Source organism: Luteimonas sp. A277, assembly GCF_054052045.1.
Genome location: NZ_JBSVRG010000001.1, coordinates 1 through 24028, shown reverse-complemented (window position 1 = coordinate 24028; position 24028 = coordinate 1). Strand labels below are relative to the sequence as shown.

At 66.6% G+C, this 24028-nt stretch carries 21 protein-coding genes; 6 read left to right on the top strand and 15 right to left on the bottom strand.

All coding sequences use genetic code 11. From position 1 onward, the window contains the following. The first annotated feature begins 29 nt into the window (after positions 1-29). On the top strand, positions 30-350 hold the full coding sequence (locus tag ACW7G2_RS00105) for a DUF3301 domain-containing protein (protein WP_456971499.1): 321 nt from the start codon (positions 30-32) through the stop codon (positions 348-350). 32 nt (positions 351-382) lie between these two features. On the opposite strand, the gene ACW7G2_RS00100 is transcribed toward ACW7G2_RS00105, so the two are convergent. From ACW7G2_RS00100 to ACW7G2_RS00075, 6 genes are all read right to left on the bottom strand, one after another. Beyond that, positions 383-853, bottom strand: a complete 471-nt coding sequence (locus tag ACW7G2_RS00100) for a ClpXP protease specificity-enhancing factor (RefSeq protein ID WP_456971497.1) — start codon at positions 851-853, stop codon at positions 383-385. A 42-nt stretch (positions 854-895) separates the two neighbouring features. Then, complete coding sequence (locus ACW7G2_RS00095) at positions 896-1534, bottom strand: glutathione S-transferase N-terminal domain-containing protein (protein WP_456971495.1); 639 nt, start codon at positions 1532-1534, stop codon at positions 896-898. Positions 1535-1705: 171 nt separating this feature from the next. Beyond that, the gene (locus ACW7G2_RS00090) at positions 1706-2458 is read right to left on the bottom strand and encodes a cytochrome c1 (RefSeq protein WP_456971493.1); all 753 of its coding nucleotides are present in this window, start codon (positions 2456-2458) and stop codon (positions 1706-1708) included. After that, a complete protein-coding gene (locus ACW7G2_RS00085) occupies positions 2451-3710 on the bottom strand; it encodes a cytochrome b (protein WP_456971491.1) in 1260 nt (419 codons plus the stop codon). Before ACW7G2_RS00085 ends, ACW7G2_RS00090 begins: the two co-directional genes overlap by 8 nt. Positions 3711-3712: 2 nt before the next feature. Continuing rightward, positions 3713-4351 carry a ubiquinol-cytochrome c reductase iron-sulfur subunit gene (gene petA / locus ACW7G2_RS00080; protein ID WP_456971489.1) on the bottom strand — a complete coding sequence of 213 codons (639 nt, stop codon included), beginning with the start codon at positions 4349-4351 and terminating at the stop codon, positions 3713-3715. A gap of 162 nt (positions 4352-4513) precedes the next feature. Continuing rightward, positions 4514-5449, bottom strand: a complete 936-nt coding sequence (locus tag ACW7G2_RS00075; RefSeq protein WP_456971487.1) for a lytic transglycosylase domain-containing protein — start codon at positions 5447-5449, stop codon at positions 4514-4516. 143 nt (positions 5450-5592) lie between these two features. On the opposite strand from ACW7G2_RS00075, the gene miaB reads away from it, so the two are divergent. After that, positions 5593-7011, top strand: coding sequence for a tRNA (N6-isopentenyl adenosine(37)-C2)-methylthiotransferase MiaB (gene miaB, locus ACW7G2_RS00070; protein WP_456971485.1), 1419 nt, complete (start codon positions 5593-5595; stop codon positions 7009-7011). Positions 7012-7367: 356 nt separating this feature from the next. On the opposite strand, the gene ACW7G2_RS00065 is transcribed toward miaB, so the two are convergent. Genes ACW7G2_RS00065 through ACW7G2_RS00050 form a run of 4 tightly spaced genes read right to left on the bottom strand, consistent with a single transcriptional unit; the run spans position 7368 to position 11072 of the window. Beyond that, entirely contained in the window at positions 7368-8465 is a 1098-nt protein-coding gene (locus ACW7G2_RS00065) for an ABC transporter permease (protein WP_456971482.1), read from the bottom strand. Beyond that, the gene (locus ACW7G2_RS00060; protein ID WP_456972198.1) at positions 8462-9388 is read right to left on the bottom strand and encodes an ABC transporter ATP-binding protein; all 927 of its coding nucleotides are present in this window, start codon (positions 9386-9388) and stop codon (positions 8462-8464) included. Before ACW7G2_RS00060 ends, ACW7G2_RS00065 begins: the two co-directional genes overlap by 4 nt. A 50-nt stretch (positions 9389-9438) precedes the next feature. Next, a complete protein-coding gene (locus ACW7G2_RS00055; protein WP_456971480.1) occupies positions 9439-10422 on the bottom strand; it encodes an HlyD family secretion protein in 984 nt (327 codons plus the stop codon). Continuing rightward, positions 10419-11072, bottom strand: a complete 654-nt coding sequence (locus ACW7G2_RS00050) for a TetR/AcrR family transcriptional regulator (protein WP_456971478.1) — start codon at positions 11070-11072, stop codon at positions 10419-10421. The genes ACW7G2_RS00055 and ACW7G2_RS00050 overlap by 4 nt, the downstream gene beginning before the upstream one ends. Positions 11073-11216: 144 nt before the next feature. Between ACW7G2_RS00050 and ACW7G2_RS00045 the strand changes: the two genes are divergently transcribed. The 4 genes from ACW7G2_RS00045 (at position 11217) to ACW7G2_RS00030 (ending at position 14931) form a co-directional block, all read left to right on the top strand. Then, positions 11217-12203: a PhoH family protein gene (locus ACW7G2_RS00045; protein WP_456971476.1), complete on the top strand. Its 987-nt coding sequence runs from the start codon at positions 11217-11219 to the stop codon at positions 12201-12203. Between the two features lie 66 nt (positions 12204-12269). Further along, on the top strand, positions 12270-12752 hold the full coding sequence (ybeY, locus tag ACW7G2_RS00040) for an rRNA maturation RNase YbeY (RefSeq protein WP_456971474.1): 483 nt from the start codon (positions 12270-12272) through the stop codon (positions 12750-12752). An 80-nt stretch (positions 12753-12832) separates the two neighbouring features. Beyond that, the gene (locus tag ACW7G2_RS00035; RefSeq protein ID WP_456971472.1) at positions 12833-13708 is read left to right on the top strand and encodes an HlyC/CorC family transporter; all 876 of its coding nucleotides are present in this window, start codon (positions 12833-12835) and stop codon (positions 13706-13708) included. Positions 13709-13755: 47 nt separating this feature from the next. Then, complete coding sequence (locus tag ACW7G2_RS00030; protein WP_456971470.1) at positions 13756-14931, top strand: lipoprotein N-acyltransferase Lnb domain-containing protein; 1176 nt, start codon at positions 13756-13758, stop codon at positions 14929-14931. Between the two features lie 150 nt (positions 14932-15081). On the opposite strand, the gene ACW7G2_RS00025 is transcribed toward ACW7G2_RS00030, so the two are convergent. From ACW7G2_RS00025 to ACW7G2_RS00005, 5 genes are all read right to left on the bottom strand, one after another. After that, the gene (locus ACW7G2_RS00025) at positions 15082-16335 is read right to left on the bottom strand and encodes a DUF819 family protein (RefSeq protein WP_456971468.1); all 1254 of its coding nucleotides are present in this window, start codon (positions 16333-16335) and stop codon (positions 15082-15084) included. A gap of 69 nt (positions 16336-16404) precedes the next feature. Further along, entirely contained in the window at positions 16405-18474 is a 2070-nt protein-coding gene (locus ACW7G2_RS00020) for a prolyl oligopeptidase family serine peptidase (RefSeq protein ID WP_456971466.1), read from the bottom strand. A 214-nt stretch (positions 18475-18688) separates the two neighbouring features. Further along, on the bottom strand, positions 18689-20638 hold the full coding sequence (locus ACW7G2_RS00015; RefSeq protein ID WP_456971464.1) for an alpha/beta hydrolase family protein: 1950 nt from the start codon (positions 20636-20638) through the stop codon (positions 18689-18691). A 114-nt stretch (positions 20639-20752) separates the two neighbouring features. Beyond that, positions 20753-22357: an AbgT family transporter gene (locus tag ACW7G2_RS00010; protein ID WP_456971462.1), complete on the bottom strand. Its 1605-nt coding sequence runs from the start codon at positions 22355-22357 to the stop codon at positions 20753-20755. A 33-nt stretch (positions 22358-22390) separates the two neighbouring features. Beyond that, entirely contained in the window at positions 22391-23767 is a 1377-nt protein-coding gene (locus tag ACW7G2_RS00005) for a YfcC family protein (protein ID WP_456971460.1), read from the bottom strand. Positions 23768-24028 lie beyond the last annotated feature (261 nt).

The following is a 24028-nucleotide window of genomic DNA, read 5'->3' as shown; positions in this document are numbered from 1 at the left end:
GGCCGTGTCCTATGGGCCACAATGGCGCCATGGAATGGATGACGCTGGCGATGATCCTGGGCGCCGCGGGCGCTGCTTTCTGGAGCGCCTCGCGCGCGGCCGCCGAGCGGGCCACTGAGCTGGGCCGCGACGCCTGCAAGCGTGCGGGGGTACAGCTGCTGGACCACAGCGTGCATGCGGAACGGCTGCGCGTGCGCCGGCGCGACGACGGGCGCCTGGGCCTCGAGTACAGCTTCCGCTTCTACTGGTCTGACGATGGCGTACAGCGCCACGTCGGCCGCATGGTCTTGCAGGGCGAGAAGCTGGTGGGGTTCAGCGGCCCCTTGCCCGGAACCGGAACCGGGGTCTGATCAGGCCCGCACGCGGAGCGCTGCACCCGGGCCTACTTCACCACGCGAAGGTGCCCGCGCTTGGGCGGCGTGGACTCTGGCCCCGGACCATCGCTACCACCATTGCCATTGCCGCCATCATCCGGCGATGACGGAGGCACGCCCTCGGGACCGGGTTGCGGGCCCCCCACGTCTTCCGGCAGCACCATCCCCTGTCCTGTTTCACGCGCATAGATGGCAATCACCGCCGCCATGGGCACGTCAACCGGCTGGCTGACCCCGCCAAAGCGGGCGGAAAAGCGCACCGAGTCATTGTCCATCTGCAGGCGCGCCACGGCACGCTCTGCCACGTTCAGCACCACCCTGCCGTCCTTGACGGAATGGAGAGGGACGCGCACGCCGGGCTGCTCCGCATCCACCAGCAGGTGGGGGGTCATGCCGTTGTCAGCGATCCATTCGTACAACGCCCGTAACAGGTACGGGCGGTGGCTGGTCATCGCCGGGAAGTCTTCTTCATTGCTCATGCGGCCAGTTTAACCGCTGCGGGCCCGCGGCGACCCCCGGGCTCAGCCCGGAAGCTCGTTGAGCTTGCGCTCGGCGGCGGTCAGGCTGCGCTCGAAGGCCGGGTTGCGGAACAGCCGGCCACCGTAATCCTCGATTGCCTTGCCATCCCTGGGCAAGGGAACGCCCAACGCAGGCAGTCGCCACACGATCGGCGCCATGGCGCAGTCGGCCAGGCTCATCTCGCCGTTGAGATAGAACTTGTGCGCCTTGAACAGCGGGACCGAGGCGGTCACCAGCTCTCTCAGCCGCTTGCGCGCGTCATCTGCTTCGCGCTTGGTGCCGCGCTGGATCTTCTGGATCTGCGGCACCCAGTCGTGCTCCAGGCGCAGCATGGCCAGGCGCAGGCGCGCCCGGGCCAGCGGTTCAATCGGCATCAGCGGCGGATGCGGGTAGCGCTCGTCCAGGTATTCGCAGACTACGCTGGCCGCGTACAGCACCATTTCCCGCTCCACCAGGGTGGGCACGGAATGGTAGGGATTGAGATCAATCAGGTCCTCGGGCGGATCCTGTGGATCCACGGAGATCAGGTCGTGGGTGACTCCCTTGACCGCCAGGACCAGGCGGACCCGATGGCACAGCACATCGTCATCGGATGAAAACAGGGTAAGCGCATTGCGCATACGTGGACTCGCAGCCGTCATTTGGCCCTCTCCAGTCGCCGGATTCCGCCGGCTACATCAGGCGCCGCCCACCCCTTGCGTGCGGTCGCCACGGTTCCCCGGGTTTTCATCCGCGTCTGCCGGGTACCGCGCAGAGCGCGCCCGGCAATGCGGACCCGGCATCCCAGCCGGATCCGCTGAACATCCTGCGGCTTACTTCACGTCCCGCCAGTACTCCTGCTTGAGCAACCAGGTCAGAAGCGTGAAGAACGCCAGGAACAGGAGGACCCAGACGCCGATGCCCTGGCGCTTGAGTGCCGCCGGCTCCGCGGCGTACTCGAGAAAAGCGGTGATGTCGCGGACGCTGCGCTGGAACTCCTCGGCGCTCTGGCTGCCAGGCTGGGCCAGCTCCAGACGCTCGATGGTCGGTGCGCCCATCTCGTCCGCCGGCCCCAGCACGGGCCGCTGCGGGCCCTGCAGGTTCCACAGCGGATTGGGCATGGACACATCAGGGAACCAGGTGTTGTTCCAGCCCAGCGCGCTCGAGTCATCCTGATAGAAGCTCATCAGGAAGGTATAGACCCAGTCCGGGCCGCCGATCTTGGAGCGCACGGTGAGCGACAGGTCTGGCGGGGCAACGCCGAACCATTCCGCAGCGCCGTCGGCCGGCATGGCCGAAACGATGTGCTCGCCGAACGGCGCGCCGGTGAAGTTGAGGTTTTCCATCACCTCTTCTTCGCTCAGTCCCAGGTCCTCAGCCATGCGCGAGTAGCGCAGGTGCTCCAAGGAATGACAGGCCGAGCAGTAGTTCATGAACAGCTTGGCGCCGCGCTGCAGCGACCCACGGTCACTCAGGTCGGTGCCCGACTGCATCAGCCCGGTCGAACCACCGGCCGCCAATGCAGAGAAGGACAGCAGCAGGCCGGCGAGGATCGCGGTCGTGCGGGCGAAGAGATTCTTAGTCATGTGTCGTCACCCGTTCCGGCACAGGCTTGGTGCTGTCCATCTTCGTCCATATCGGCATGGTGATGAAGAAAGCGAAGTAGTAGAAGGTCAGGATACGGCCAACGATGGTCTCGACCGGATCGGTACCGGGGCCGGCGCCGATCTTGCCCAGCCACACGAAGGTGATCGCAAACAGGCCAAGCAGCACCTTCGACATCAGGCCGCGGTAGCGGTAGGACTTGACCTTGGCCCGGTCAAGCCACGGCACCGCGAACAGGATCGCGATGGCACCGAACATGACCATCACGCCGCCGAGCTTGTCAGGAATCACCCGCAGCATCGCGTAGTACGGCGTGTAGTACCACACCGGCTTGATCAGCTCGGGGGTGACCATCGGATTGGCTTCAACGAAGTTGTCGTGCTCGATGAACCAGCCGCCGAACTCGGGCACGAAGAAGATCACGAACGCCGCCAGGAACAGCATCGCCGCGACGTAGAACGTGTCCTTGACCGTGTAGTACGGGTGGAACGGCACGCCATCCCTCGGAGCGGTCGGCGACCAGCGGTTGCCCTTCGGGCCCTGCTTGATCTCCACGCCGTCGGGGTTGTTGGAGCCGACCTCGTGCAGTGCGCCCAGGTGCAGCACCACCAGCAGCAGCAGCACCAGCGGCAGGGCGATCACGTGCAGGGCGAAGAAGCGGTTCAGGGTGGCATCGCTGGGCAGGTAGTCGCCCATGATCCACTCGACCAGGCCACCGCCGATGATCGGGATCGCGCCGAACAGCGAGATGATCACCTTCGCGCCCCAGAACGACATCTGGCCCCACGGCAGCACGTAGCCCAGGAACGCCTCGGCCATCAGCACCAGGTAGATCAGCATGCCGAGGATCCACACCAGCTCGCGCGGCTTCTGGTAACTGCCGTACATCAGCCCGCGGAACATGTGCAGGTACACGGCGATGAAGAAGAACGACGCTCCGGTGGAATGCATGTACCGGATCAGCCAGCCCCACTCCACGTCGCGCATGATGTATTCGACGGAGTGGAACGCCTCGGCGGCCGAGGGCTTGTAGTGCATCGTCAGGAAGATGCCGGTGACGATCTGGTTGACCAGGATCACCGTGGACAGCACGCCGAAGATGTACCAGATGTTGAAGTTCTTCGGTGCGTAGTACTCGGTCATGTGCTTGCGGTACATCGGCATCAGCGCCGGCGCCCGCTCGTTGACCCAGTCCATTACGCCATTGGCGCTACGGGTGAAGATGTTGGACATGTTCAAGCCGCTCCTTCAGGGTCGACGCCGACGACGATGGTGTTGTCATCGACATAGTGATGCGGAGGAACGACCAGGTTGGCCGGCGCCGGCATCCCGGCGTAGACGCGACCGGACATGTCGAACTTGGATTTGTGGCACGGGCAGAAATACCCGCCCTTCCAGTCGGCATCGAATGGCGCGGGGCCGATTTCGGCCACCATCTCCGGGGAGCAGCCCAGATGGGTGCAGATTCCCACCAGCACCAGCACCTCGGGGCGCAGCGAACGCAGCTCCGGGTCGCCTTCGAGCACGTAGTCGGGCTGCTGATCGGCGTTCTTTGACAGCGGATCGCTGAGCAGGCTGTCCAGGGTGGGCAGCAGATCCAGGATCTGCTGGGTGCGGCGTACCACCCACACCGGCTGGCCGCGCCACTCCACGATCATGCGCTGGCCCGTCTGCAGGCCGCTGATATCGACCGTCACCGGCGCACCGGCGGTCAACGCCCGCGCGCTGGGATTCCACGACTTGATGAACGGGATTGCCGCTGCGCCGACCCCGACCGCGCCGACCACTGCCGTGGTGGCGGTCAGGAACCTGCGCCTGCCCGTGTTGACTGGATCCTCGCCGCTGGCAGGATCGATCACCGCTTCATTGGCCATCCGGCACTCCGCAAACCTGATCGCTAGCTGTTGAAAATCGATTCAAGCGGCCCACCCGAACGTCGGACCGGCCGCCAAAGACAATGGAGTGTAACGGATGGCTGAATCGACCGACAATCTCTTGACAGCTGTCTGCATGCATGGGGCCGACCGGATCCGGTTTCAGTGAACACCGCTGGCGGAAGCCACCGCCAGCTGTCCGCGATAGCGCTCGGCCAGCACCGCCACCCGCTGCACATAGGTCTGCGTCTCACGATATGGCGGAACGCCACCGTGGCGGTCCACCGCGCCCTCGCCGGCGTTGTAGCCGGCCGAGGCCAGGGTCAGGTCGCCGTTGAAACGCCGCAGCAGCCAGGCCAGGTACTGCACCCCGCCGCGGATGTTCTGCGCCGGGTCGAAGGCATCGGTTACCCCGAACCGCGCCGCGGTGGCCGGCATCAACTGCATCAACCCCTGTGCACCCGCGCGGGAAAGCGCTTTGGGGTTGAACGCCGATTCGGCATGCATGACCGCACGCACGATGGCCTCTTCCACCCCGAACTCGCGCGCCGCGGCGGCCACTTCCGCATTGAAGGCATCGGTGTTCAGGCGCACGTTGGCGAAGCTCACCCCCGGGGATCCGCACGCGAAGCACTGCTCGATGAAGCTGTAGCTGATGGTGCGCATGGCCGTGGCGCCGCTCGCGGCAGCGCCGCGCGGCGGGGTGCTGCTGTAATGGCGCACGCCGTCCTTGACGTAGGAATAGACCTGTCCGCTGACCCGCCGTCCGCCTGCGCGGGCCGGTTGGGGAGGCGTCGCCGCGGCTGCCGGTTTACTGGTGGAAGATCCGCCCATGAACGTTGCCGGGGCGCTGCCCGAAGAGGCTGGAGAGGCTGCGTCGCGATTGGCGGTGGCGCTTGCTGCCGGAGCCGGCGTGGTGCGGGCCCGGGTGCGTTCTGGGCGGTAGCTGGCAGCGACCGTGCAGCTGGTGCCAGCGATCCGCTTGCTCACGTACTGGGACACGCCGTCGGCGCCAACGCATCGGTACAGGGTACCCGCCGCGGCCGGGAAGGCCGCGCACACGCACAACGCTGCAATGAGTCCCCTTACCCCTTTCATCGTCCGGAGTTTCCCCCGATTGGCGCGGCTTGCCAAGTGCAGGCCTCACAGACGTATATACCGCGCGCAAACGCGACCGATTAGACTATCCGGCCCTTGAACCGCCATCCGGCCCGGACTACCCGCCGCGCCCCGGAACCGCCATGACCACACCCCATGCCCCCGGCCAACAGGCCCTGACCGTCGCCGACCCTGCTCCGCTGGAGCACGCATCCGCGACCCCGCCGGTGCGCGGCAAGCTGTTCATCCAGACCCACGGCTGCCAGATGAACGAGTACGACTCGTCGCGCATGGCCGACGTGCTGGCCGCTGCCGAAGGGCTGGAGCTGACCGACAACGTCGAGGAAGCCGACGTGGTGCTGGTCAACACCTGCTCGATCCGCGAGAAGGCGCAGGAGAAGGTGTTCAGCCAGCTGGGCCGCTGGAAGTCGCTGAAAAAGGACGGAAAGCCGGTGCTGATTGGCGTGGGCGGCTGCGTGGCCTCGCAGGAAGGCGAAGCGATCATCAAGCGCGCGCCGTATGTGGACCTGGTGTTCGGGCCGCAGACCCTGCACCGGCTGCCGGAGCTGATCCGCGCCCGGCGCGAGCAGGACCGACCGCAGGTGGACATCAGCTTCCCCGAGATCGAGAAGTTCGACCGCCTGCCCGAGCCACGCGCCGATGGACCCAGCGCGTTCGTCTCGATCATGGAAGGCTGCAGCAAGTACTGCAGCTTCTGCGTGGTGCCCTACACCCGCGGCACCGAGATCAGCCGCCCGTTCGAGGACGTGCTGGTGGAAGTGATGCGCCTGGCCGACCAGGCCGTGCGCGAGGTCAACCTGCTGGGCCAGAACGTCAACGCCTACCGCGGTCCTATGGAAGGTACGGCGGAGGTGGCCGACCTTGGCCTGCTGATCCGCACCATCGCCGAGATCGACGGCATCGAGCGGATCCGTTTCACCACCTCGCACCCGCTGGAGTTTTCCGACTCGCTGGTGGAGGCCTACCGCGACGTGCCGCAGCTGGCCAACTACCTGCACCTGCCGGTGCAGTCGGGCAGCGACCGCGTCCTGTCGGCGATGAAGCGCGGTTACACGGCGCTCGAGTTCAAGCAGAAGATCCGCAAGCTGCGCGCGGTGCGGCCGGACATCTCGATTTCCTCGGACTTCATCGTCGGCTTCCCCGGCGAGACCGACGCCGACTTCGAAAAGACCATGAAGCTGATCCAGGACGTCGGCTTCGACCAGAGCTTCTCCTTCATCTACTCGCGCCGTCCGGGCACCCCGGCCGCCGATCTGCCCGATGAAGTGCCAGATGATGTGAAGCACGCCCGGCTCTCACGGCTTCAGGCGCACATCAACGAATACTCGGCCGGCATTTCGCGGGCGATGGTGGGCAGCGTGCAGCGGGTGCTGGTGACCGGTCCTTCGCGCAGGGATCCGAACGAGCTGACCGGCAAGACCGAGAACATGCGCTCGGTGAACTTCCCCGCCCCGGCGCGGCTGGTGGGCCAGTTTGTCGACGTGGTGATCACCGAAGCGCTGAGCAACTCGCTGCGCGGACGGGTGCAGCAGGTCGCCTGATTCGCGCTTGCCGTCTGATGCTCCTGGCCATCTGACCGCCTTGGCTGTCCGGCCGACTTTGTAGGAGCGCGCCATGCGCGCGAAACCGCATGACGATTGGCTGTGCGGGCCGGGGTCGGCCAGTGCACCGGGACCGACGCCACGCGGCAATGATCCTATTCACGCGGCTTCGCGCGCATGGCGCGCTCCTACCGGAGGCCGCGCAGGTAAATCCGACGTACGGGGTCTGCGCAAGTCAGCGGCACGTGGGTGGCGTCCCGCGAACCCGGTCGACCGCGTAGCAGGCGCATCCAGTCGACCGGGTGCATCCCGCAGAGGTGCCCGGCTCCGGCTCCGGCTCCGGTTCGACGCCCGGGTCAGTCCAGGCGCTTGCGGAACTGGCTGATCGCAACGGTCATGGTGACGGCAGTGAAAGCCACCAGCGCCAGTACTGCCGGCCACAGCTCCCAGATGCTGGCTCCGCGCAGCATGACCCCGCGGATCAGACGCAGGAACTGGGTCATCGGCAACAGCTCCGCGCCCCACTGCACCACGTCCGGCATGCCCGCGAAGGGGAACATGAAGCCGGAAATCAGGATCGACGGCAGGAACACCAGCATCGCCACCTGGATCGCCTGGAACTGGGTGCGGGTGCGCGTTGAAATCAACAGGCCGATCGACAGGTTGGCGAAGATCAGCAGGATCGCGGCGATGTACACATCCACCAGGCTGCCGCGCAGCGGAATGGAGAACAGCCAGAACCCCAACACCAGGATCAGCGTGGTCTGGATCAGGCCGATCACCGCATAGGGCAGCACCTTGCCGATCATCAACGCACTGCGGCTGAGCGGGGTGGCGATCAGCAGCTCCATGTTGCCGCGCTCGCGCTCGCGCACCGCGGCCATGGCGGTGAACATCATCATGGTCATGGTGAGGATGATGCCGATCAGCCCGGGCACGATGGTCACCGCCGAACGGCGCTCCGGGTTGTAAAAGCTCACCACCTCGATCTGCGACGCATGCGCCACCGGATGCACGCCATTGGGCCCCTCCAGCGGCATCTGCGCCAGCTGATTGGCCGCGGCCTGGACCACGGTGTCGGTGCCATCCACCATCACCTGCACCGCTGCGCGCCCATCGGCCAGGCGGCGCTCGTAATCGGGCGGAATGGCGATACCCACGCTGACCTCACCACGCCGCAGCATGTCCACCAACTGCTGCGGGCTGTGGGCAACCCGCTGCAGGTCAATCACGCCGGTCGCTGCCATGTCCATCACCGCGGCCCGGGAGGTGGCGGTACTGGCCTGGTCCACCACCGCGGCCTCCAGGTTGCGCGGGTTGAGGTTGATCGCATAGCCGAACAGCAGCAGGTCGATCACCGGGATCAGCACGATCATCACCACGCTGATCCGGTCGCGGCGCATCTGCCGCATCTCCTTCAACGCCACGGCCCACATCCGGCGCAGGTTCTTCATTCCTGCGCTCCTTCAGCCGCGCGCCCGTGGGTGGCGGCGACGAACACGTCTTCCAGGTTGGCCGCTACAAGCTCCACCTCGGCGTCCAGCCCGGCCTTGGACAGTGAGTCGCGAATGGCATCCACGCTGTCATGGCCGGGCGCGGACAGCACGCGCAGACTGTTGCCGATCTGCGCCGCACTGATCACCCCCGGCAGCGCGGCCAGCGCCTGCTGTGCGCGGCGCGGATGGCGCGCATGCACTTGCACGCTGCGCCCGGCCAGCTCGCCCGCCAGGTCCGCAGGCGCGCCGGCCGCCACCAACACGCCGCGGTCGAGGATCGCAATCCGGTGGCAGCGCTCGGCCTCGTCCATGTAATGGGTGGAAACCAGCAGGGTGGTTCCCGCATCGGCCAGTTCGAACAGCTTCTCCCAGAAGTCGCGGCGCGACTCCGGATCCACCGCGCTGGTCGGCTCGTCCAGGAACAGCAGCTCGGGTTCGTGGATCACCGCTGCCGCCAGCGCCAAGCGCTGCTTCTGCCCGCCGCTCATGGTTCCGGCCAGCTGTTTCTGGCGATCGTCGAAGTGATAGCGGTCAATGAGCTCATCCACCCGCCTGCGCGTGGCGGCGCGATCAAGCCCGTACACGGCGGCAAGGAACTCCAGGTTCTCGCGCACCGTGAGGTCTTCGAACAGCGAGAACTTCTGGGTCATGTAGCCGATCCGCAGACGCAGGGCCTCTGCCTGTTCGGGCACGCGCAGGCCCAGCACCTCGATCTCGCCATCGCTGGGCGTCAGCAGCCCGCACAGCATGCGGATGGTGGTGGACTTGCCGGATCCGTTCGGACCGAGGAAGCCGTACACGTTGGCGCGCGGCACGGTCAGGTCCACACCGTCCACGGCCACCAGGTCGCCGAAGCGCCGGGTCAGGCCGCGGGCCCGGATGGCCGGCGGGGCAGTTTCATCCCCGGCCTGCGACGGAGGCGTGCCGCCCATCATTGCGCCCGTTCCCCAGAGTTGAACTCGACCAGCACCGGCAGCCCGGCGGGAAGCCCACCCGCCGCCGGTTCCAGCTGCACCTCGGCCAGGTAGCCCAGCCGCGAAGCGTCATCGCCGGTCAGCGCGTAGTAAGGGGTGAAGGCGGGCTCGCTGCGGATCATCCGCACCTCGCCGGCGAAGGTCCGCCCGCTGCCTTCAAGGCGCACCCGGACGCGGTCGCCCACGCCCACCTGTTCGCGAATCGGCTGCGGCACGTGGATCCGGGCATAGGGCGCGTCGCCCACCAGCAGCACGGCCAGCGGCGCGCCGATCGGCGCCTGGTCACCGCTGCGGTACGGCAGGCTGTCCACCCGCCCTGCCCGCGGCGCGACCACGCTGAGCTTCTCCGCGGTGGCCTCTTCGGCCCGGAACCGCGCCTGCGCGGCCTGCAGCGCGGCGCTGGCCTGGGCCAGCTGCTCGGGGCGGGCGCCATTGAGCAATTCATCCAATGCCGCCTGCCCGGCGCGCACCTGCGCTTCTGCACTTTGTGCTGCAGCGCGGGCCGCATCCACATCGGCGGCGGAGACCAGCTGCTCGCTGCCCAGCGGCGCCAGGCGCTGGTAGCGGGCACGGGCGTCCCGCGCCTGGGCCTGGGCTGCGGCGAGGTTGGCTCGGGCTTGGGCGATGTCTTCTTCGCGCGGCCCCGCTTGCAGCTCCAGCAGCGCTTCGCGCCGCTGACTGGCTTCGGCCAGGCTGGCCACCAGGCGGGCATCGCCGCGGGTGCGTTCAAGGGTAAGCAGCGCGGCCCCTTCGGCCACCTGCTGGCCCTCGCGCACGTGGATGCCGATGATCCTTTCGCCCTCAGGGGCCGGCACGGTGATGCGGTCGTACTCCAGCGTGCCCAGCGCCTGCGGCCCGCTCTTGCTGCAACCAGCCAAGGTGAGCACGGCCAACAGGGCCAGCGCAGCGGCGCCATGCCGCAAGGGGATTGCAAAACTCATTCGGGAAGCTCCAGTCCGCGCTCGACCAGGGCAAGCGCGTGGTTTCGGATGTGGTGGATGTCCAGCGGCTGGCCTTCGAACAGCTGCTGCCAGATCGGCAGCCCGGCGGCCGGAAACAGGGTCAGCCCAACCAGCGAGACCATCAGCAGGCGGGGATCCAGCGCCGGGTTGAGGCGTCCTGCCTGCTGCTCCGCCGCGATCCTTGCCGTCAGGATGCGGGTGATCTCCGGTGCCATCCGGTTGACCAGCAGGTCGCGCAGGCTCCCGCCTTCGCTGACCACCTCGCGGATCCACAGGGCCGACAGCCACGGGTGCTCTTCCACCAGTGCACACAGATGGTGGATGAAGCCTTCCAGCACCTGGCGCAAGCTGGCATCGGGCATGCCGATGAGGCCGCCGCGCACCTGTTCAAAGACCGGCATCAGCCGCTCGGCGATGACTGCATCACGCAGGCCGGCGGCGTCATCGAAGTAGTAGTGCAACGCGGCGGGCGTCACCCCGGCCTGCGCGGCAATGTCCCGCAGGGTGGTGGCGGCGATGCCGCGGTGCACGTAGCAGTGCAGCGCGGCATCAAGGGCCAGCGCACGACGATCGATGTTGCCTGCGGGCCGCCCGGGCTGGCGGCTGGGCACCGCCTTGCCAGGTCGCACGGCACGGGGTCTGTCCGGTGGCTTTCTGTCCATGGGGCGATATTAATTGGATCGTCAATTAAAAGAGGAACCGGGGCTGAACCGGTGTCCCCACGCCCGCGCTGGCGCGGACGCCCATCGCGCGGTGCGCTACCCTTGCCGCCTATGGCCGAAACAACGCATCGCGACTTCACCCTCGACCCAGCCGACACCGAACGGCTGGCCAATCTTTCCGGTCCGTTCGACGGTCATTTGCGCCAGATCGAGCTGCGTCTGGGCGTGGAAATCGCCAACCGCGGCAATGTGTTCCGGGTCAGCGGACGCGACGCGGACGTCGTGGCCCGGACCGAGAAACTGCTGCGCGGCCTGTACGAGGAAGCCGCCACCGAAACCCTGGACAGCCACGCCATCAACGTACGCATGAGCCACTCGAACCTCGAGCTCCATCCCGAGGATTACGCGCCCCAGGAAGTCGCGGTGAAGGTCAAGCGCGGCACCGTGCGCGGGCGCGGCGCGAACCAGACCAGATACCTGCACTCCATTGCCACCCACGACATCAACTTCGGCGTCGGTCCGGCCGGCACCGGCAAGACCTTCCTCGCCGTGGCCATGGCCGTGGAGGCGCTGAACGAATCGAAAGTGCAGCGCCTGGTGCTGGTGCGCCCGGCGGTGGAGGCCGGCGAGAAGCTCGGCTTCCTGCCCGGCGATCTGAGCCAGAAGGTCGACCCCTATCTGCGCCCGCTCTACGACGCGCTGTACGAAATGCTGGGCGTGGAAAAAGTGCTCAAGCTGCTGGAGCGCAACGTGATCGAAATCGCCCCGCTGGCCTACATGCGCGGGCGCACCCTCAACGACGCGTTCGTGATCCTGGACGAAGCCCAGAACACCACCATCGAACAGATGAAGATGTTCCTGACCCGCCTGGGCTTCGGCTCCACTGCGGTAGTCACCGGCGACCTGACCCAGATCGACCTGCCCAAACAGGTGAAGTCCGGCCTGCGCGATGCGGTCGAAGTGCTGCACGATGTGGAAGGTGTGAGCTTCACCTTCTTCGAATCGCGTGACGTGGTCCGCCACCCGCTGGTGGCCCGCATCGTCAATGCCTACGAACAGCGCGACGCGCAGGACACCGGGACCGGCCCAGCGTCGTAGACTGTTCCTGGCTCCAGACAGGATGCAGACCGTGGCACTTCGCAGGCTTTTGGAATGGAGGGCGCAATGACCCTGGGGCCCGAGCGCCTGGACGTGGCGGTCGCCTACGCGATATCGCGCAAGGGCGTGCCTGCCGCGATCAGCTTCCGCAGGTGGGCCACCGCGGCGCTGGCCGGCCGCATCCGGGAAGCCGACCTGGCCATCCGCATCGTCGACGAACGCGAGGGTCGCGCCCTTAACCGCCACTATCGCGGCAAGGACTACGCCACCAACGTGCTCAGCTTCCCGGCAGAGCTGCCCGAAGGGCTGCCGGAAGATTTCCACATGCCGCTGCTGGGCGACCTGGTCATCTGCGCACCGGTGGTCGCCCGTGAGGCCCGCGAGCAGGGCAAATCGCCCGCTGCCCATTACGCCCACCTGACCGTGCACGGCACCCTGCACCTGCTTGGCTGGGATCACGACGACGACGTGGAAGCGGAGGCGATGGAACAGCTCGAGCGCGAGATCCTCGACGCGCTGGGTATTGCCGATCCCTATCTGGATGCCTGAAGCCACAGCGGCCGCGTGATGAACGACAGGTTCCGCGCTAGACTTCGCTGGTAGCCCCACTGGGCGTTCACGTTACCGAGATGGCAGAAGACGACAGTCGACCTTCACCGCAAGACACCCAAGACAAACGCCGCAGCTGGCTGGACCGCATCAGCTCGGCACTCTCTGGCGAGCCGACCACCCGGGAAGACCTGGTGGAAATACTGCGCGACGCCCAGGCCGGTGGCCTGATCCTTCCCGACACCCTTCTGACCATGGAAGGGGCGATGTCGATCTCGGAAATGACCGTGGGCGACGCCATGATCGCGCGCTCGCAGATGGTTTCCCTGCCCATCGACGCCAGCTATGAGGAAGTGATGTCGCTGGTGGTGGAGTCCGGCCACTCGCGTTTCCCGGTCCACGGTGAGGACAAGGACGAAGTGCTCGGCATCCTGCTGGCCAAGGACCTGCTGCGCGGTGCGTTGCCCGGTGCCGGATCGCCCGATATCCGCGCCCTGCTCCGTCCCGCGGTGCTGATTCCGGAATCCAAGCGCCTGGATATCCTGCTGCGCGAGTTCCGCCAGTCGCGCAACCACATGGCGATCGTGATCGACGAATACGGCGGCGTCGCCGGACTGATCACGATCGAGGACGTGCTGGAGGAAATCGTTGGCGAGATCGACGACGAGTACGACGAGGCCGATGATCCTGCCGCCCTGATCGCGGCCCAGGCCGACGGCCAGTACCTGGTCGACGCGCTGACCCCGATCGAGGACTTCAACGAGCGCTTCGGCTCGGACTTCGGCGACGACGAGTACGACACCATCGGCGGGCTGGTCACCGACGCGATCGGCCACCTGCCCGAAGCCGGCGAGGAGCTGACCCTGGGCCGCTTCGGCTTCCGCGTGGCGCGGGCGGATTCGCGTCGCCTGCATTCGCTGCATGTGAGCGTGCATCCGGAAGTGGAAGAGGCGTGAACAACCCTCAACGTCACGCGGCTTCGCGCGCATGGCGCGCTCCTACGATGTGGTCCCTGCTTCTGCTGTACCTGCTATCGTCGGCGGCCGTCGCGGCGCCGCGGATCGGCGTGGCCACGATGCAGCCCGGAGAGATCTTCTTCGAACGCTTCGGCCACAACGCGATTGTGGTGGATGACCCCGCCCTGGGCGAGCCGATCTCGTACAACTTCGGCTTCTTCGATATGGACGAGCCGGGATTCACCCGCAACTTCATCCGCGGGCACATGTACTACATGCTGGTGGCCATGCCCCTGTCGCAGGACCTGGCTTACTACCAGCAGGTGGGCCGGGGCGTGTCGATCCAGTGGATGGACCTGGCGCCTGACCAGGCCCGCGCCCTCGCCGCCCGGCTGGAAGAAAACGCCAGACCGGAGAACGCCCGCTACCGCTACGACTATTTCCTCGACAACTGCTCCACCCGCGTACGCGATGCCCTGGATGAGGCCCTGGACGGCCTGCTGGCGACCCAGCTGCAGGGCCGCTCGCGGGGCAATACCTATCGCGCCGACGCGGTGCGGCTGGCCTCCCCCACGCCGTGGATGTGGCTGGGCTTCGACATCGGCCTGGGACCTGCAGCCGACCGGCCCAACTCGCGCTGGCAGGAGGCCTTCGTTCCGATGCGCCTGGCAGAGGGCTTGCGCGATGTGCGCCTGGCGGACGGGCGCCCGCTGGTGGTGGAAGAGGCGGAGCTGGTGGCCCATCGGCTGCCGCCCGAACCTGCGGAGGCTCCGCGACACTGGTGGCCGTGGCTGCTGGCCGGGCTGATCGTGGCAGGCGCCATCACATGGACAGGCGCGCGGACACCGGCCCGGCTGGCGGCAGCAGCCCTGCCGTTCTGGATGGTCTGCACCCTGATCGGCGTACTGATCGCCTTCATCTGGTTCGGCACGGAGCACCGCTTCGGCTGGAACAACTACAACATCCTGCTGTTCAACCCGCTGTGCCTGCTGCTGCTGCCTGGCGCATGGCGTGTGATCCGCGGCCGCGCACCGGGCCGGCTGTTCGGCTGGGTCCTCGCGGCGATTGCGGCGTCCGGCGTGCTGGCACTGTTCCTCAACTGGATGCCGGTCCTGCCCCAGCGCAACATGCCCTGGATCTGCCTGCTGCTGCCGATCCACGCAGCCCTGTGGCTGACCCTCGGCCGCCAAGGTACTCGCACGCCCGTCCCTGCTTCATCGTAGGAGCGCGCCACGCGCGCGAAGCCGCGTGACGTCTGTTGTAGCTCCACGGGGGATTGTTCCGGAGCCTCGCGGGCGTGCCGGCGTGGCCATCCCGTTGGCGGCGATCGGGGGGAGGCAGGGTTCACGCGGCTTCGCGCGCGTGGCGCGCTCCTACTGGCCGGCCATCAGGCGCAGGATCTGGCCGATGAAATAGGCGATCACGGTGCCCGTGGCGTATCCCACGGTACCCAGCAGCACGCCCACCGGCGCCAGGGTGGGATGGAACGCCCCCGCCACCACCGGCGCCGACGCCGCAGCACCGATATTGCCCTGCGAACCCACCGCGAAATAGAACAGCGGTGCCTTTACCAGCCGCGCCGCGCCCCAGATGGTCAGCACGTGCACGGCCATCCAGATGCCGCCGATCAGCAGCAGCTCCGGCCGCTCGGCCAGGCGGAAGAAGTTCATCTGCATGCCGATGCACGCAATCAGGAAGTACAGGCACACGGTGCCGATCCTGGAGGCGCCGGTGTTCTCCAGCTGCCGTACCCGGGTGAAACTCAAGGCCAGACCGCCGAGGGTGGAAAGCACCACGATCCAGACAAAGTTCGAGTCCAGGCTGAAGCGGCTGGACCAGGGGAAGGTTTCGGCAAACCAGGCTGCCAGCGGGTTGGAAATCGCATGCGCCAGGGCAACGATCCCGAAGCCCACGCCGATGATCACCATCAGGTCGGTCAGGGTCGGGATGCGCGCATTGGCAGCCTCATAGGCGGCCATGCGATCACGCATCTCGTCGATCGCCGCGGTGTCCGCGCCGCTGCGCGCATCGATCTGCGTCGCCCGGTTGGCCAGGAACAGCAGCGTGGCCAGCCACAGGCTGGCAAAGGCCACGTCAACCACGGCGAACTGGCCGAACAGGGTGGCATCGACCTCATAGATCTCGCGGATGGCCACCATGTTGGCCCCGCCCCCGATCCAGCTGCCGGACAGCGCCGCCATGCCACGCCAGGTATCCCCGGCCACCGCCGCCGGCCAGAACCATTCCATCAGCTGGAAGCTGACGATGGCCCCGAACACGATGCCCAGCGTGCCGGCCACGAATACGAACAACAGCCGCGGCCCCAGCTTGAGCACGCCTTTCAGGTCCACCGACAGGGTCAGCAGCACCAGCGCCGCGGGCAGCAGCACCCGGCTGCCGAAGTAGTACAGCTGGCTCGCCTCGCCGTCGATCAGCCCGGCGGTGTTGTAGATCGCCGGTACGAAGTAGCACAGCAGCAGGGCCGGCACCCAGGCGAAGAATTTTTTCCAGAACGGCGTCGGACCGCTGGCCAGATAAAAAATGCCGCCCAGCGAGGCGGCGATCAGACCGAACACAACGATATCGTTGGTGATCAGCGCGGTGTTTGCAGCGGACTGGATCGCCATCGGCGAATGACTCCTGTGAAGCGGACAAAAAACCGCCCGGCACGGATGCCGGGCGGCGAGGTCGAACGATCAGTTACCGGTGTGCCGATCCAGCCAGGCCTTCACCGTCTCGTGCCAGAGCACGCTGTTGTTGGGCTTGAGCACCCAGTGGTTCTCATCGGGGAAATAAAGCAGCTGGGATTCAATCCCCTGCCGCTGCAGCGCGGTAAACGCAGAGAGGCTCTGGTCCACCGGCACCCGGTAGTCCTTCTGCCCTGCCACCACCAGCATCGGCACCTTCCAGTCACCGATGTGGCGTGCGGGGTTGTGACGCTCATAGGCTTCGGGCTTGTCATACACCGTGCCGCCGTGCTCCCACTCGGTGAACCACAGCTCCTCGGTCACCAGGCCCATCGAACGGGTGTCGAACACGCCGTTGTGGTTGACCAGGCACTTCCACGGCTCGTTCCACTGGCTGGCGACCCAGTTGACCATGTAGCCGCCGTAGCTGGCGCCGAGCGCACAGGCGCGATCGCCATCAAGGAAGTCGTACTCGCCCAGCGCGTACTCCCAGCCCTTCTGCAGGTCCACCAGCGGCTTGTCACCCCAGTCACCGCTGATCGCGTCGGTGAAGTCCTGGCCGTAGCCGGTGGAGCCGTGGAAATCGACCATCACCACCGCGTAGCCGGCGCCGGCGTAGGTCTGCGGGTTCCAGCGGTAGCTCCAGCCGTTGCCGAAGCTGCCCTGCGGACCGCCGTGGATCAGGAAGGCCACGGGATACTTGCGGCCTTCCTCGAAACCGGCGGGCTTGACCACCCAGCCGTACACGGTGGCGTTGTTGGCGCCGCGGAAGGAGAACTGCTCGTACTCGCCCATGCTCACGCCGTCGAGCATTTCAGTGGCGGTCGGGGTGATCTGGCGCAGCGCGCTGCCGTCCGCCTGGGCCACGTAGACCACGTCGCCGGTGGCCATGGAGTTGCGGCTCAGGGCCAGGGTGTCGCCGGCCAGGGTGAACGAGGTCACCGTGCCGTCGGAGACCAGTTCGGTCACCTCGCCACTGGCCACGTCCACCTGGAACAGCGGGTACTGACCGGTGTCCTGGGCGGAGACATACAGGGTGCTGCCATCGCTGGAAACCACCACGCTACCCGGCGAACGGTCCCAGTCCGGGGCGATTTCACGCCGCTCGCCGCTCGCCAGATCCAGGGCCATCAGCGCGTAGCGGTCCGCTTCAAAGCCGGCCCGGGCCATCGCCCGGTAATACAGGGTCCCGCCATCCGGGCTGAACACCGGACCCGTATCCACGGCCGGGTTGTCCGCCGTCAGGTTCACCGGCGTGCCGCTGCCGTCCACGTTGATCCGATACAGGTCGAAGTCGGTCGACCAGGCCTGCTCGGACCCTTCGATGGTCTTCACGCTGGCCACCAGGGTGGCGCCGTCGGGCGACCAGGCGTAGTCAGAAGCGCCGCCGAAAGGCTTGCCCGGAATATCGCCTGACAGTGCATGACTGAGCGACACCGCCCCGGTCACCGGGCCATCACCCTGCGGCACCTCGGCGGCGAACAGCTGGTTGCGGCGTCCGTCCTTCCACGTGTCCCAGTGGCGGACGAACAGCTGCTCGTACAGCACCCCGGTGGTCTTGCCATCCTCACGCTCATCGAGCCGCGCCTTCGTGCAGCCGAAGTCTGCGCCGCAATCCGGGAACACGTCCACGCTGAAGGCGAAGCTGTCACCTTGCGGCGACAGCTGCCAGGTGCCGATGCCCATGGCGAAATCGGTCAGCTGGCGCGGCTCACCGCCGCTGGCCGGCATGGCGTAAAGCTGCTGGCTGCCGTTCTTCGCACTCAGGAAATACAGCGTGTCGCCATCAGCAGAGAACGCCGGTGCGGACACGCTCCAGCCCTCCGGCGTGATCCGGTGCGGCGGACGCAGGTCGCGGGTGCGCAGATCGCGCAGGTACAGCGCGCTGCTGGCGCTGTCGGCTTCAAAGTCCACCGTGCGCTGCGAGAACACCAGCCGGCCGCCATCGGGCGACAGCGTGGGCGATGACACCCGCGGCATGCTGGCCAGATCGTGGCCTTCAAGGCCACGCTCCGCCATGGCCAGCGAAGGAACGGCTGCCAGCAGGCACAGCGGCAGCAAAGCGGTTCGCAGCTTCATGGAATCCTCCGGGTTCGGCAAAGCGCCGATGGTAGCCGATGCGGTTCACACGGTCTTGCGCCGGTGGTCATCGACATGATCAATACCTTCGAATTCGAAGGTGGTGACGCCCTTGCCCGGGCCGGAAGCTGGGGAACACTTCATCCTCAAGCCCAAGTACTCCGACTTCATGTCCACGCCGCTTCAAGGTACGGATACCCCGCGACTGCACGGTTCATCGGCCCAGGTGTTGATCCAGGAAGCCCAGCAGCCGCCGATAGAACTCGCGCCTGTGCTCCGCCACGAAAAAGCCATGCCCTTCCCGCGGGTAGTACAGGGTTTCGACGGGGACGCCCGCGCGCTTGAGGGCCCGCTCCATCCCGTGGCTGTGTCCGATCGGGGCAACCTGGTCCTCGCCACCCGCAGCCAGGAACACCGGCACCCTGACCTGACTGGCAAGGCGGTCCGGAGACAGCGCCGCAAGTTCGGCCGGGTCATCCCCCACCCAGTCCCGGGTCCATGTCCGGGCCCAGCGACCAATCCCGCGGTTCTCCCTGCTCATCCGGGGCAGGTCGTAGACCCCAACGTACCCGATCGCGCAACGGTACAGGTCGGGCTCCCGGGCAGCCCCCATCAACGCCGCATAGCCGCCGTAACTGGCTCCATAGATGCAGATGCGGTCGGCATCGCTGATCCCCTCTGCGATGGCCCAGCGGGTGGCGTCGGTCAGGTCATCCTGCATTGCCTGCCCCCACTGCCGGGCCCCGGCCTGCAGGAACGCGCGCCCATAATTGCCCGAACCCCGGAAGTTGACCCGCAGTACCGCGTATCCGGCGCCGGCCAGCAGCTGGGTGTCGGTATCGAACCCCCAGCTGTCAAAAACCCCGTAAGGGCCCCCATGGACCATCACCACCAGCGGCAATCCGGTTCCGTCCGATCCCTTCGGGATGGTCAGGAATCCGTGCAGGGGAAGTCCGTCGCGCGCCGGAATCTCCACGCCCCGCACAGGAGCCATGTCTTCCGGATTGATCTTCTCGCGCCGGGCAAGCAGGAAGTCGGCCTTCTTGTCGACAGTGTCGAACAGATAGAAACTGCCCGGATCCACATCGCTGCTGGCCAGCACCAGCTTCAACCTGCCATCCGCGGTGGCCGAGGGCACATCGATGCGGTAACCCGGGAATGCGGACTCCAGGCTCCGGTGCAGGCGCGCATCCGCTGATTCCTCATCGAAGAACGCGCTTCGCACCTCTCCCCCCAGATAGCGCACCCCGATCGGCGCGCCCCAGCCATCGCGATGGATCGGCGTGGGATCGACCACCTCATCCCGCTGGACCTGGCGACGCTCGCCGGTGGCCACGTCCAGCGCTTCGACCAGGTCCGGCCCTTCCGGCTGTTCAACCTGCAGGTAAACGGTTGAATCGTCATCGGAAAAGCCCAGCGGCGCCTCGACACGCCGGCTGCTGCGCTCGTCGTTGAACAGCACCCAGTCGCTGTTGTCATCCGACCGGTAGTAGAGCTGGCTGTGGTTGTCCGCGCCTGCTCCCTGGGCGAAGCGCACCTGGTTCCGGTTGTCCGTCAGGAAACGCGCCCGCTGCACCGGAGCACCGGTAACGCGTACCCGCCGCCCGGTATACACATCCATGCGCTCAACCCGGGTGTGGGGATCCCTGGCGAGAGGATGGACCGAGATCAGCACGTGCTGGTCGTCGTCGGGCAGCGGATCAACCAGGTATGCCGCCACGCTTTCTTCGCGCCTGCCTGTCCTGATCCTGGTGCCCGTCTGCTCAACCTGCACGCGCCAGCCCACCAGCAACTCACGGCGGCCGCCATCCGCGTCCATCGCGTACAGCTCACCGGTCGGCAGCGGATCATCCCGACTGCCAAAGCTCTCGGCGACCGACATCAATACCCGGTTGTCATTGACCCACCAGAAATTGTGGACGTGGGTCCCATTGCTGAAGCGGAAGGTAGCGGTGAGCTGGCCGTCGCTGCGGCGCATCACCGCCAGGCCGGTATGGTCTTCAACCGGCACTGTCATCGCAAAATACTCCCCCGACGGGGACAGCTTGATGTTGGTGAAACTGTCCGGCTCCACGAACTGGCCGATGTCCACTCTCGCTCCGGCGTGCGGTGACCCCAGTGCGCACAACAGCCCCAGCAGCAGCGCTGCTCCGATCTTCCCCATGCTCCTTCCCCCGTTCCCGTACCGGCGCGTCTGTCCGGCTGGCGGAACCAACTATCCCAAAGTCCGCTGCGACTGGGAAGGGAGGCAATTGCCTGTGCTGCTGGCGGGCGGCTACTAGCCCGGCATGTAATAGGTCGGCGCGCCCGGCCCCACCGGCAGGCCCATGCCGAATACCCACAGGAAGAACAGCGCTGTCCAGCCGATGAAGAACACCACCGAGTACGGCAGCATCATTGCGATCAGGGTGCCCACGCCGATGTCCTTCTGGTAGCGCGCGGCGAAGGCCAGGATCAGGCCGAAGTAGCTCATCATCGGGGTGATGATGTTGGTCACCGAGTCGCCAATGCGATACGCCGCCTGGATCACCTCGGGGCTGTAGCCGATCAGCATCAGCATGGGCACGAAGATCGGCGCAGTCACCGCCCACTGCGCCGAGGCCGAGCCCAGCGACAGGTTGATGATGGCGCAGATGATGATAAAGGGCAGGAACACCAGCGGCCCGGTCAGGCCGATCGCCTGCAGCGAGCTGGAACCTACCACCGCCACCACCTGGCCAAGCTGGGTCCAGTTGAAGAACGCTACGAACTGGGCGGCGAAGAACACCAGCACGATGTACAGGCCCATGGTGCTCATCGACTTGGCCATGGCGTCGATCACGTCGCGATCGTTGCGGAACGCCCCGGTCAGCGCACCATAGACGATGCCCGGGATGGCGAAGAACACCGCCACCAGCACCACGATCCCGGTCAGGAACGGGCGCAGGCTGGCCAGGGTGTCGTCTTCGATGCCGGGCAGGCGCAGCCAGCCACCCGAAGGCACCACCAGCAAAGCGATGCCGATGCTCACCGCCAGCGCCACCAAGCCGGCCCAGGCCAGCGCGCGCCGCTCCGCCGGACTGACCGGATCCATGCTGATCGATTCGGCGGTCTCATCCAACTTTGAGGGGTCGTAGGGCCCGAGTTTGGGCTCGACGATTTTCGCGGTCACGAACCAGCCCATTACGGTGACCAGGAAGGTGCTGATGATCATGAAGTACCAGTTGACCGCCGCGTGCACCTCGTAACCGGGATGGATCAGTTCAGCAGCTTCCTGGGTGATGCCGGCCAGCAGCGGGTCAACCGTGCCGATCAACAGATTCGCGCTGTAGCCACCGGACACGCCGGCGAACGCCGCCGCCAGCCCGGCCAGCGGGTGCCTTCCGAGCGCATGGAAGATCGCCGCCGCCAGCGGGATCACCACCACGTAGCCCATCTCCGAGGCGGTGTTGGACATCACTGCCGCGAACACCACCACCACGGTGACCAGGTTCTTCGGCGCGCCCAGCACCAGCAGTTTGATCGCCGCGGTCAGCAGGCCGGAACGCTCGGCAATGCCGACGCCCAGCATGGCCACCAGCACCGTGCCCAGCGGTACGAAGCCGGTGAAGTTGGTGACCAGGTTGGTGACGATCCGGCGCAGCCCTTCGGGGTCGAGCAGGCTGATCACCCGGATCATCCCGTCAACGGCACGTCCGTCGGTGCCTTCCGGACGCGGATCGGGAACGCTCACGCCCATCCAACCGAACACACCCGACAGCAGCAGGATCGCCAGCGCCAACAGGGCGAACAGAGTGACCGGATGCGGCAACAGGTTGCCCAGCCACTCCACCGTGTTCAGCAGTCGGGTGATCCAGTTGGGCTGCGCCTGGTCGGCGGCGGGGGTCTGATCCTTACGCGTCATCAAGGTTTCCGCTGAAAACACCAGCGGCGGAGTCTACTGGTAGCCGATCATCACCGACACCACCAGCGCCACGGAACCCGCCGCAAGCATCTTCAGGTACAGCGGCAGCACGAAGCGGACCCAGCGGTCGTAGGGAATCCCGGCAATGCCGAGGATGCTCATCAGGATCACGTTGGTCGGGAACAGCATGTTGGCGAAGCCGTCGCCGAACTGGAACGCCAGCACCGCCGTCTGCCGGCTGATGCCGACCAGGTCCGCCAGCGGCGCCATGATCGGCATGGTCACGAAGGCCTGGCCGCTGCCGGACGGAATGAAGAAGTTGATCACCAGCTGCACGAACATCATGCCCACCGCCCCCAGATGCGCCCCGAGCAGCGACAGCGGCGTGGCCAGCACATCCACGATGGTGTGCAGCACCACGCCCTCCTCCAGGATCAGCGCAATCGAGCGGGCAAAGCCGATCAGCAGCGCAGTCATTGCCAGCTCCGCGGCACCATCCCCGAACTGGCGCGCGGTGGCGTTGACGCCCAGCCCGCCGACCAGGCCGGTGAACAGCGCCAGGCCGATGAACAGTGCACCCAGCTCCACCAGGTACCAACCCTGCGTGGAGATGCCCCAGATCATCAGCCCCAGCGCCAGCATCGCCGCCAGCAGCAGCACGATCCGGCGCCCGTCGAGTGGCGGGTATTCGGACGGCGGCGCGTGCAGCGGCTCGATGCCCTTCATCAGGCTCGCGTTCGGGTCCTGCTGCACCTTGCGCGCGTAGCTCCACACGTGGTGCACGCCGATCGCCACGAACGGCACGAACAGTGCCAGCCGGAATTCCCAGCCCGAGGCCGGCTCCAGCCCTGACACATCCTGCGCCACGATCACGGTGAAGGGGTTCATGACCGCCACCCCGTAGCCGATGCCGTAGCCGCCGATCAGGATGCCCATGGCGGTGATCACGTCCATGCGCATCGCCAGGCACAGCGAAATCAGCATGGCCGCGAACGGTATGTACTCCTCGGCCACGCCGATGGTGCCCGAGCCGATCGCGAACACGCTCATGCCGATGATGATCAGCAGCTTCGGGCTGTGCCCCACCCGCTTCAGGGTCCAGCCCAGCACCGCGTCGATCAGCCCGCTGGCCCGCAGCACCGCCAGCGCCCCGCCGACGATCAGCACGAAAAAGATGATGTCCTGGGCCGCCGCCATCGCCCGCGGCACCACGGTGAACAGGGTCAGCGGCGACAGGTTTACCCGCTCTTCCGCGTCCTGGTAGGTACCGGGCACCACCACCGTGTTACCGGCATCGTTCACAGCGGTCTCGAACTGCCCCTGCGGCAGCAGCCAGGTGGCCACCAGGGCGGCGGCCATGATGGCGAACAGCAGCGCCAGGGTGTGCGGGATGCGGAGCAGACGGTTCATCAGCGGGTCCATGGGAAAACGGACGAAGTATAGGCGCACCCCCCCCAACTGATTTCGCCCCGGACTGTTGTAGGAGCGCGCCATGCGCGCGAAGCCGCGTGACCCATGGCGTTACCACGTGGCATCGGACCCGACGCCGTTACCAACTCTTCGCCACGGCGACAGATGTCACGCGGCTTCGCGCGCATGGCGCGCTCCTACTGGCAGCCTGTCACAATCCCGCCTCTTCCCAGCCATTCCCGGACCCCCGATGCTTCGCTG

Excerpts from the sequence above, each read along its gene's own strand:
- ACW7G2_RS00055 (WP_456971480.1), bottom strand. The coding sequence starts at position 10,422 with ATGAGTTTTGCAATCCCCTTGCGGCATGGCGCCGCTGCGCTGGCCCTG.
- ACW7G2_RS00005 (WP_456971460.1), bottom strand. The coding sequence starts at position 23,767 with ATGAACCGTCTGCTCCGCATCCCGCACACCCTGGCGCTGCTGTTCGCC.
- petA (WP_456971489.1), bottom strand. The coding sequence starts at position 4,351 with ATGGCCAATGAAGCGGTGATCGATCCTGCCAGCGGCGAGGATCCAGTC.
- ACW7G2_RS00010 (WP_456971462.1), bottom strand. The coding sequence starts at position 22,357 with ATGACGCGTAAGGATCAGACCCCCGCCGCCGACCAGGCGCAGCCCAAC.
- ACW7G2_RS00100 (WP_456971497.1), bottom strand. The coding sequence starts at position 853 with ATGAGCAATGAAGAAGACTTCCCGGCGATGACCAGCCACCGCCCGTAC.
- ACW7G2_RS00030 (WP_456971470.1), top strand. The coding sequence starts at position 13,756 with ATGTGGTCCCTGCTTCTGCTGTACCTGCTATCGTCGGCGGCCGTCGCG.
- ACW7G2_RS00015 (WP_456971464.1), bottom strand. The coding sequence starts at position 20,638 with ATGGGGAAGATCGGAGCAGCGCTGCTGCTGGGGCTGTTGTGCGCACTG.
- ACW7G2_RS00020 (WP_456971466.1), bottom strand. The coding sequence starts at position 18,474 with ATGAAGCTGCGAACCGCTTTGCTGCCGCTGTGCCTGCTGGCAGCCGTT.
- miaB (WP_456971485.1), top strand. The coding sequence starts at position 5,593 with ATGACCACACCCCATGCCCCCGGCCAACAGGCCCTGACCGTCGCCGAC.
- ACW7G2_RS00085 (WP_456971491.1), bottom strand. The coding sequence starts at position 3,710 with ATGTCCAACATCTTCACCCGTAGCGCCAATGGCGTAATGGACTGGGTC.
- ACW7G2_RS00045 (WP_456971476.1), top strand. The coding sequence starts at position 11,217 with ATGGCCGAAACAACGCATCGCGACTTCACCCTCGACCCAGCCGACACC.
- ACW7G2_RS00090 (WP_456971493.1), bottom strand. The coding sequence starts at position 2,458 with ATGACTAAGAATCTCTTCGCCCGCACGACCGCGATCCTCGCCGGCCTG.
- ACW7G2_RS00025 (WP_456971468.1), bottom strand. The coding sequence starts at position 16,335 with ATGGCGATCCAGTCCGCTGCAAACACCGCGCTGATCACCAACGATATC.
- ACW7G2_RS00035 (WP_456971472.1), top strand. The coding sequence starts at position 12,833 with ATGGCAGAAGACGACAGTCGACCTTCACCGCAAGACACCCAAGACAAA.
- ACW7G2_RS00075 (WP_456971487.1), bottom strand. The coding sequence starts at position 5,449 with ATGAAAGGGGTAAGGGGACTCATTGCAGCGTTGTGCGTGTGCGCGGCC.
- ACW7G2_RS00095 (WP_456971495.1), bottom strand. The coding sequence starts at position 1,534 with ATGACGGCTGCGAGTCCACGTATGCGCAATGCGCTTACCCTGTTTTCA.
- ybeY (WP_456971474.1), top strand. The coding sequence starts at position 12,270 with ATGACCCTGGGGCCCGAGCGCCTGGACGTGGCGGTCGCCTACGCGATA.
- ACW7G2_RS00065 (WP_456971482.1), bottom strand. The coding sequence starts at position 8,465 with ATGAAGAACCTGCGCCGGATGTGGGCCGTGGCGTTGAAGGAGATGCGG.
- ACW7G2_RS00105 (WP_456971499.1), top strand. The coding sequence starts at position 30 with ATGGAATGGATGACGCTGGCGATGATCCTGGGCGCCGCGGGCGCTGCT.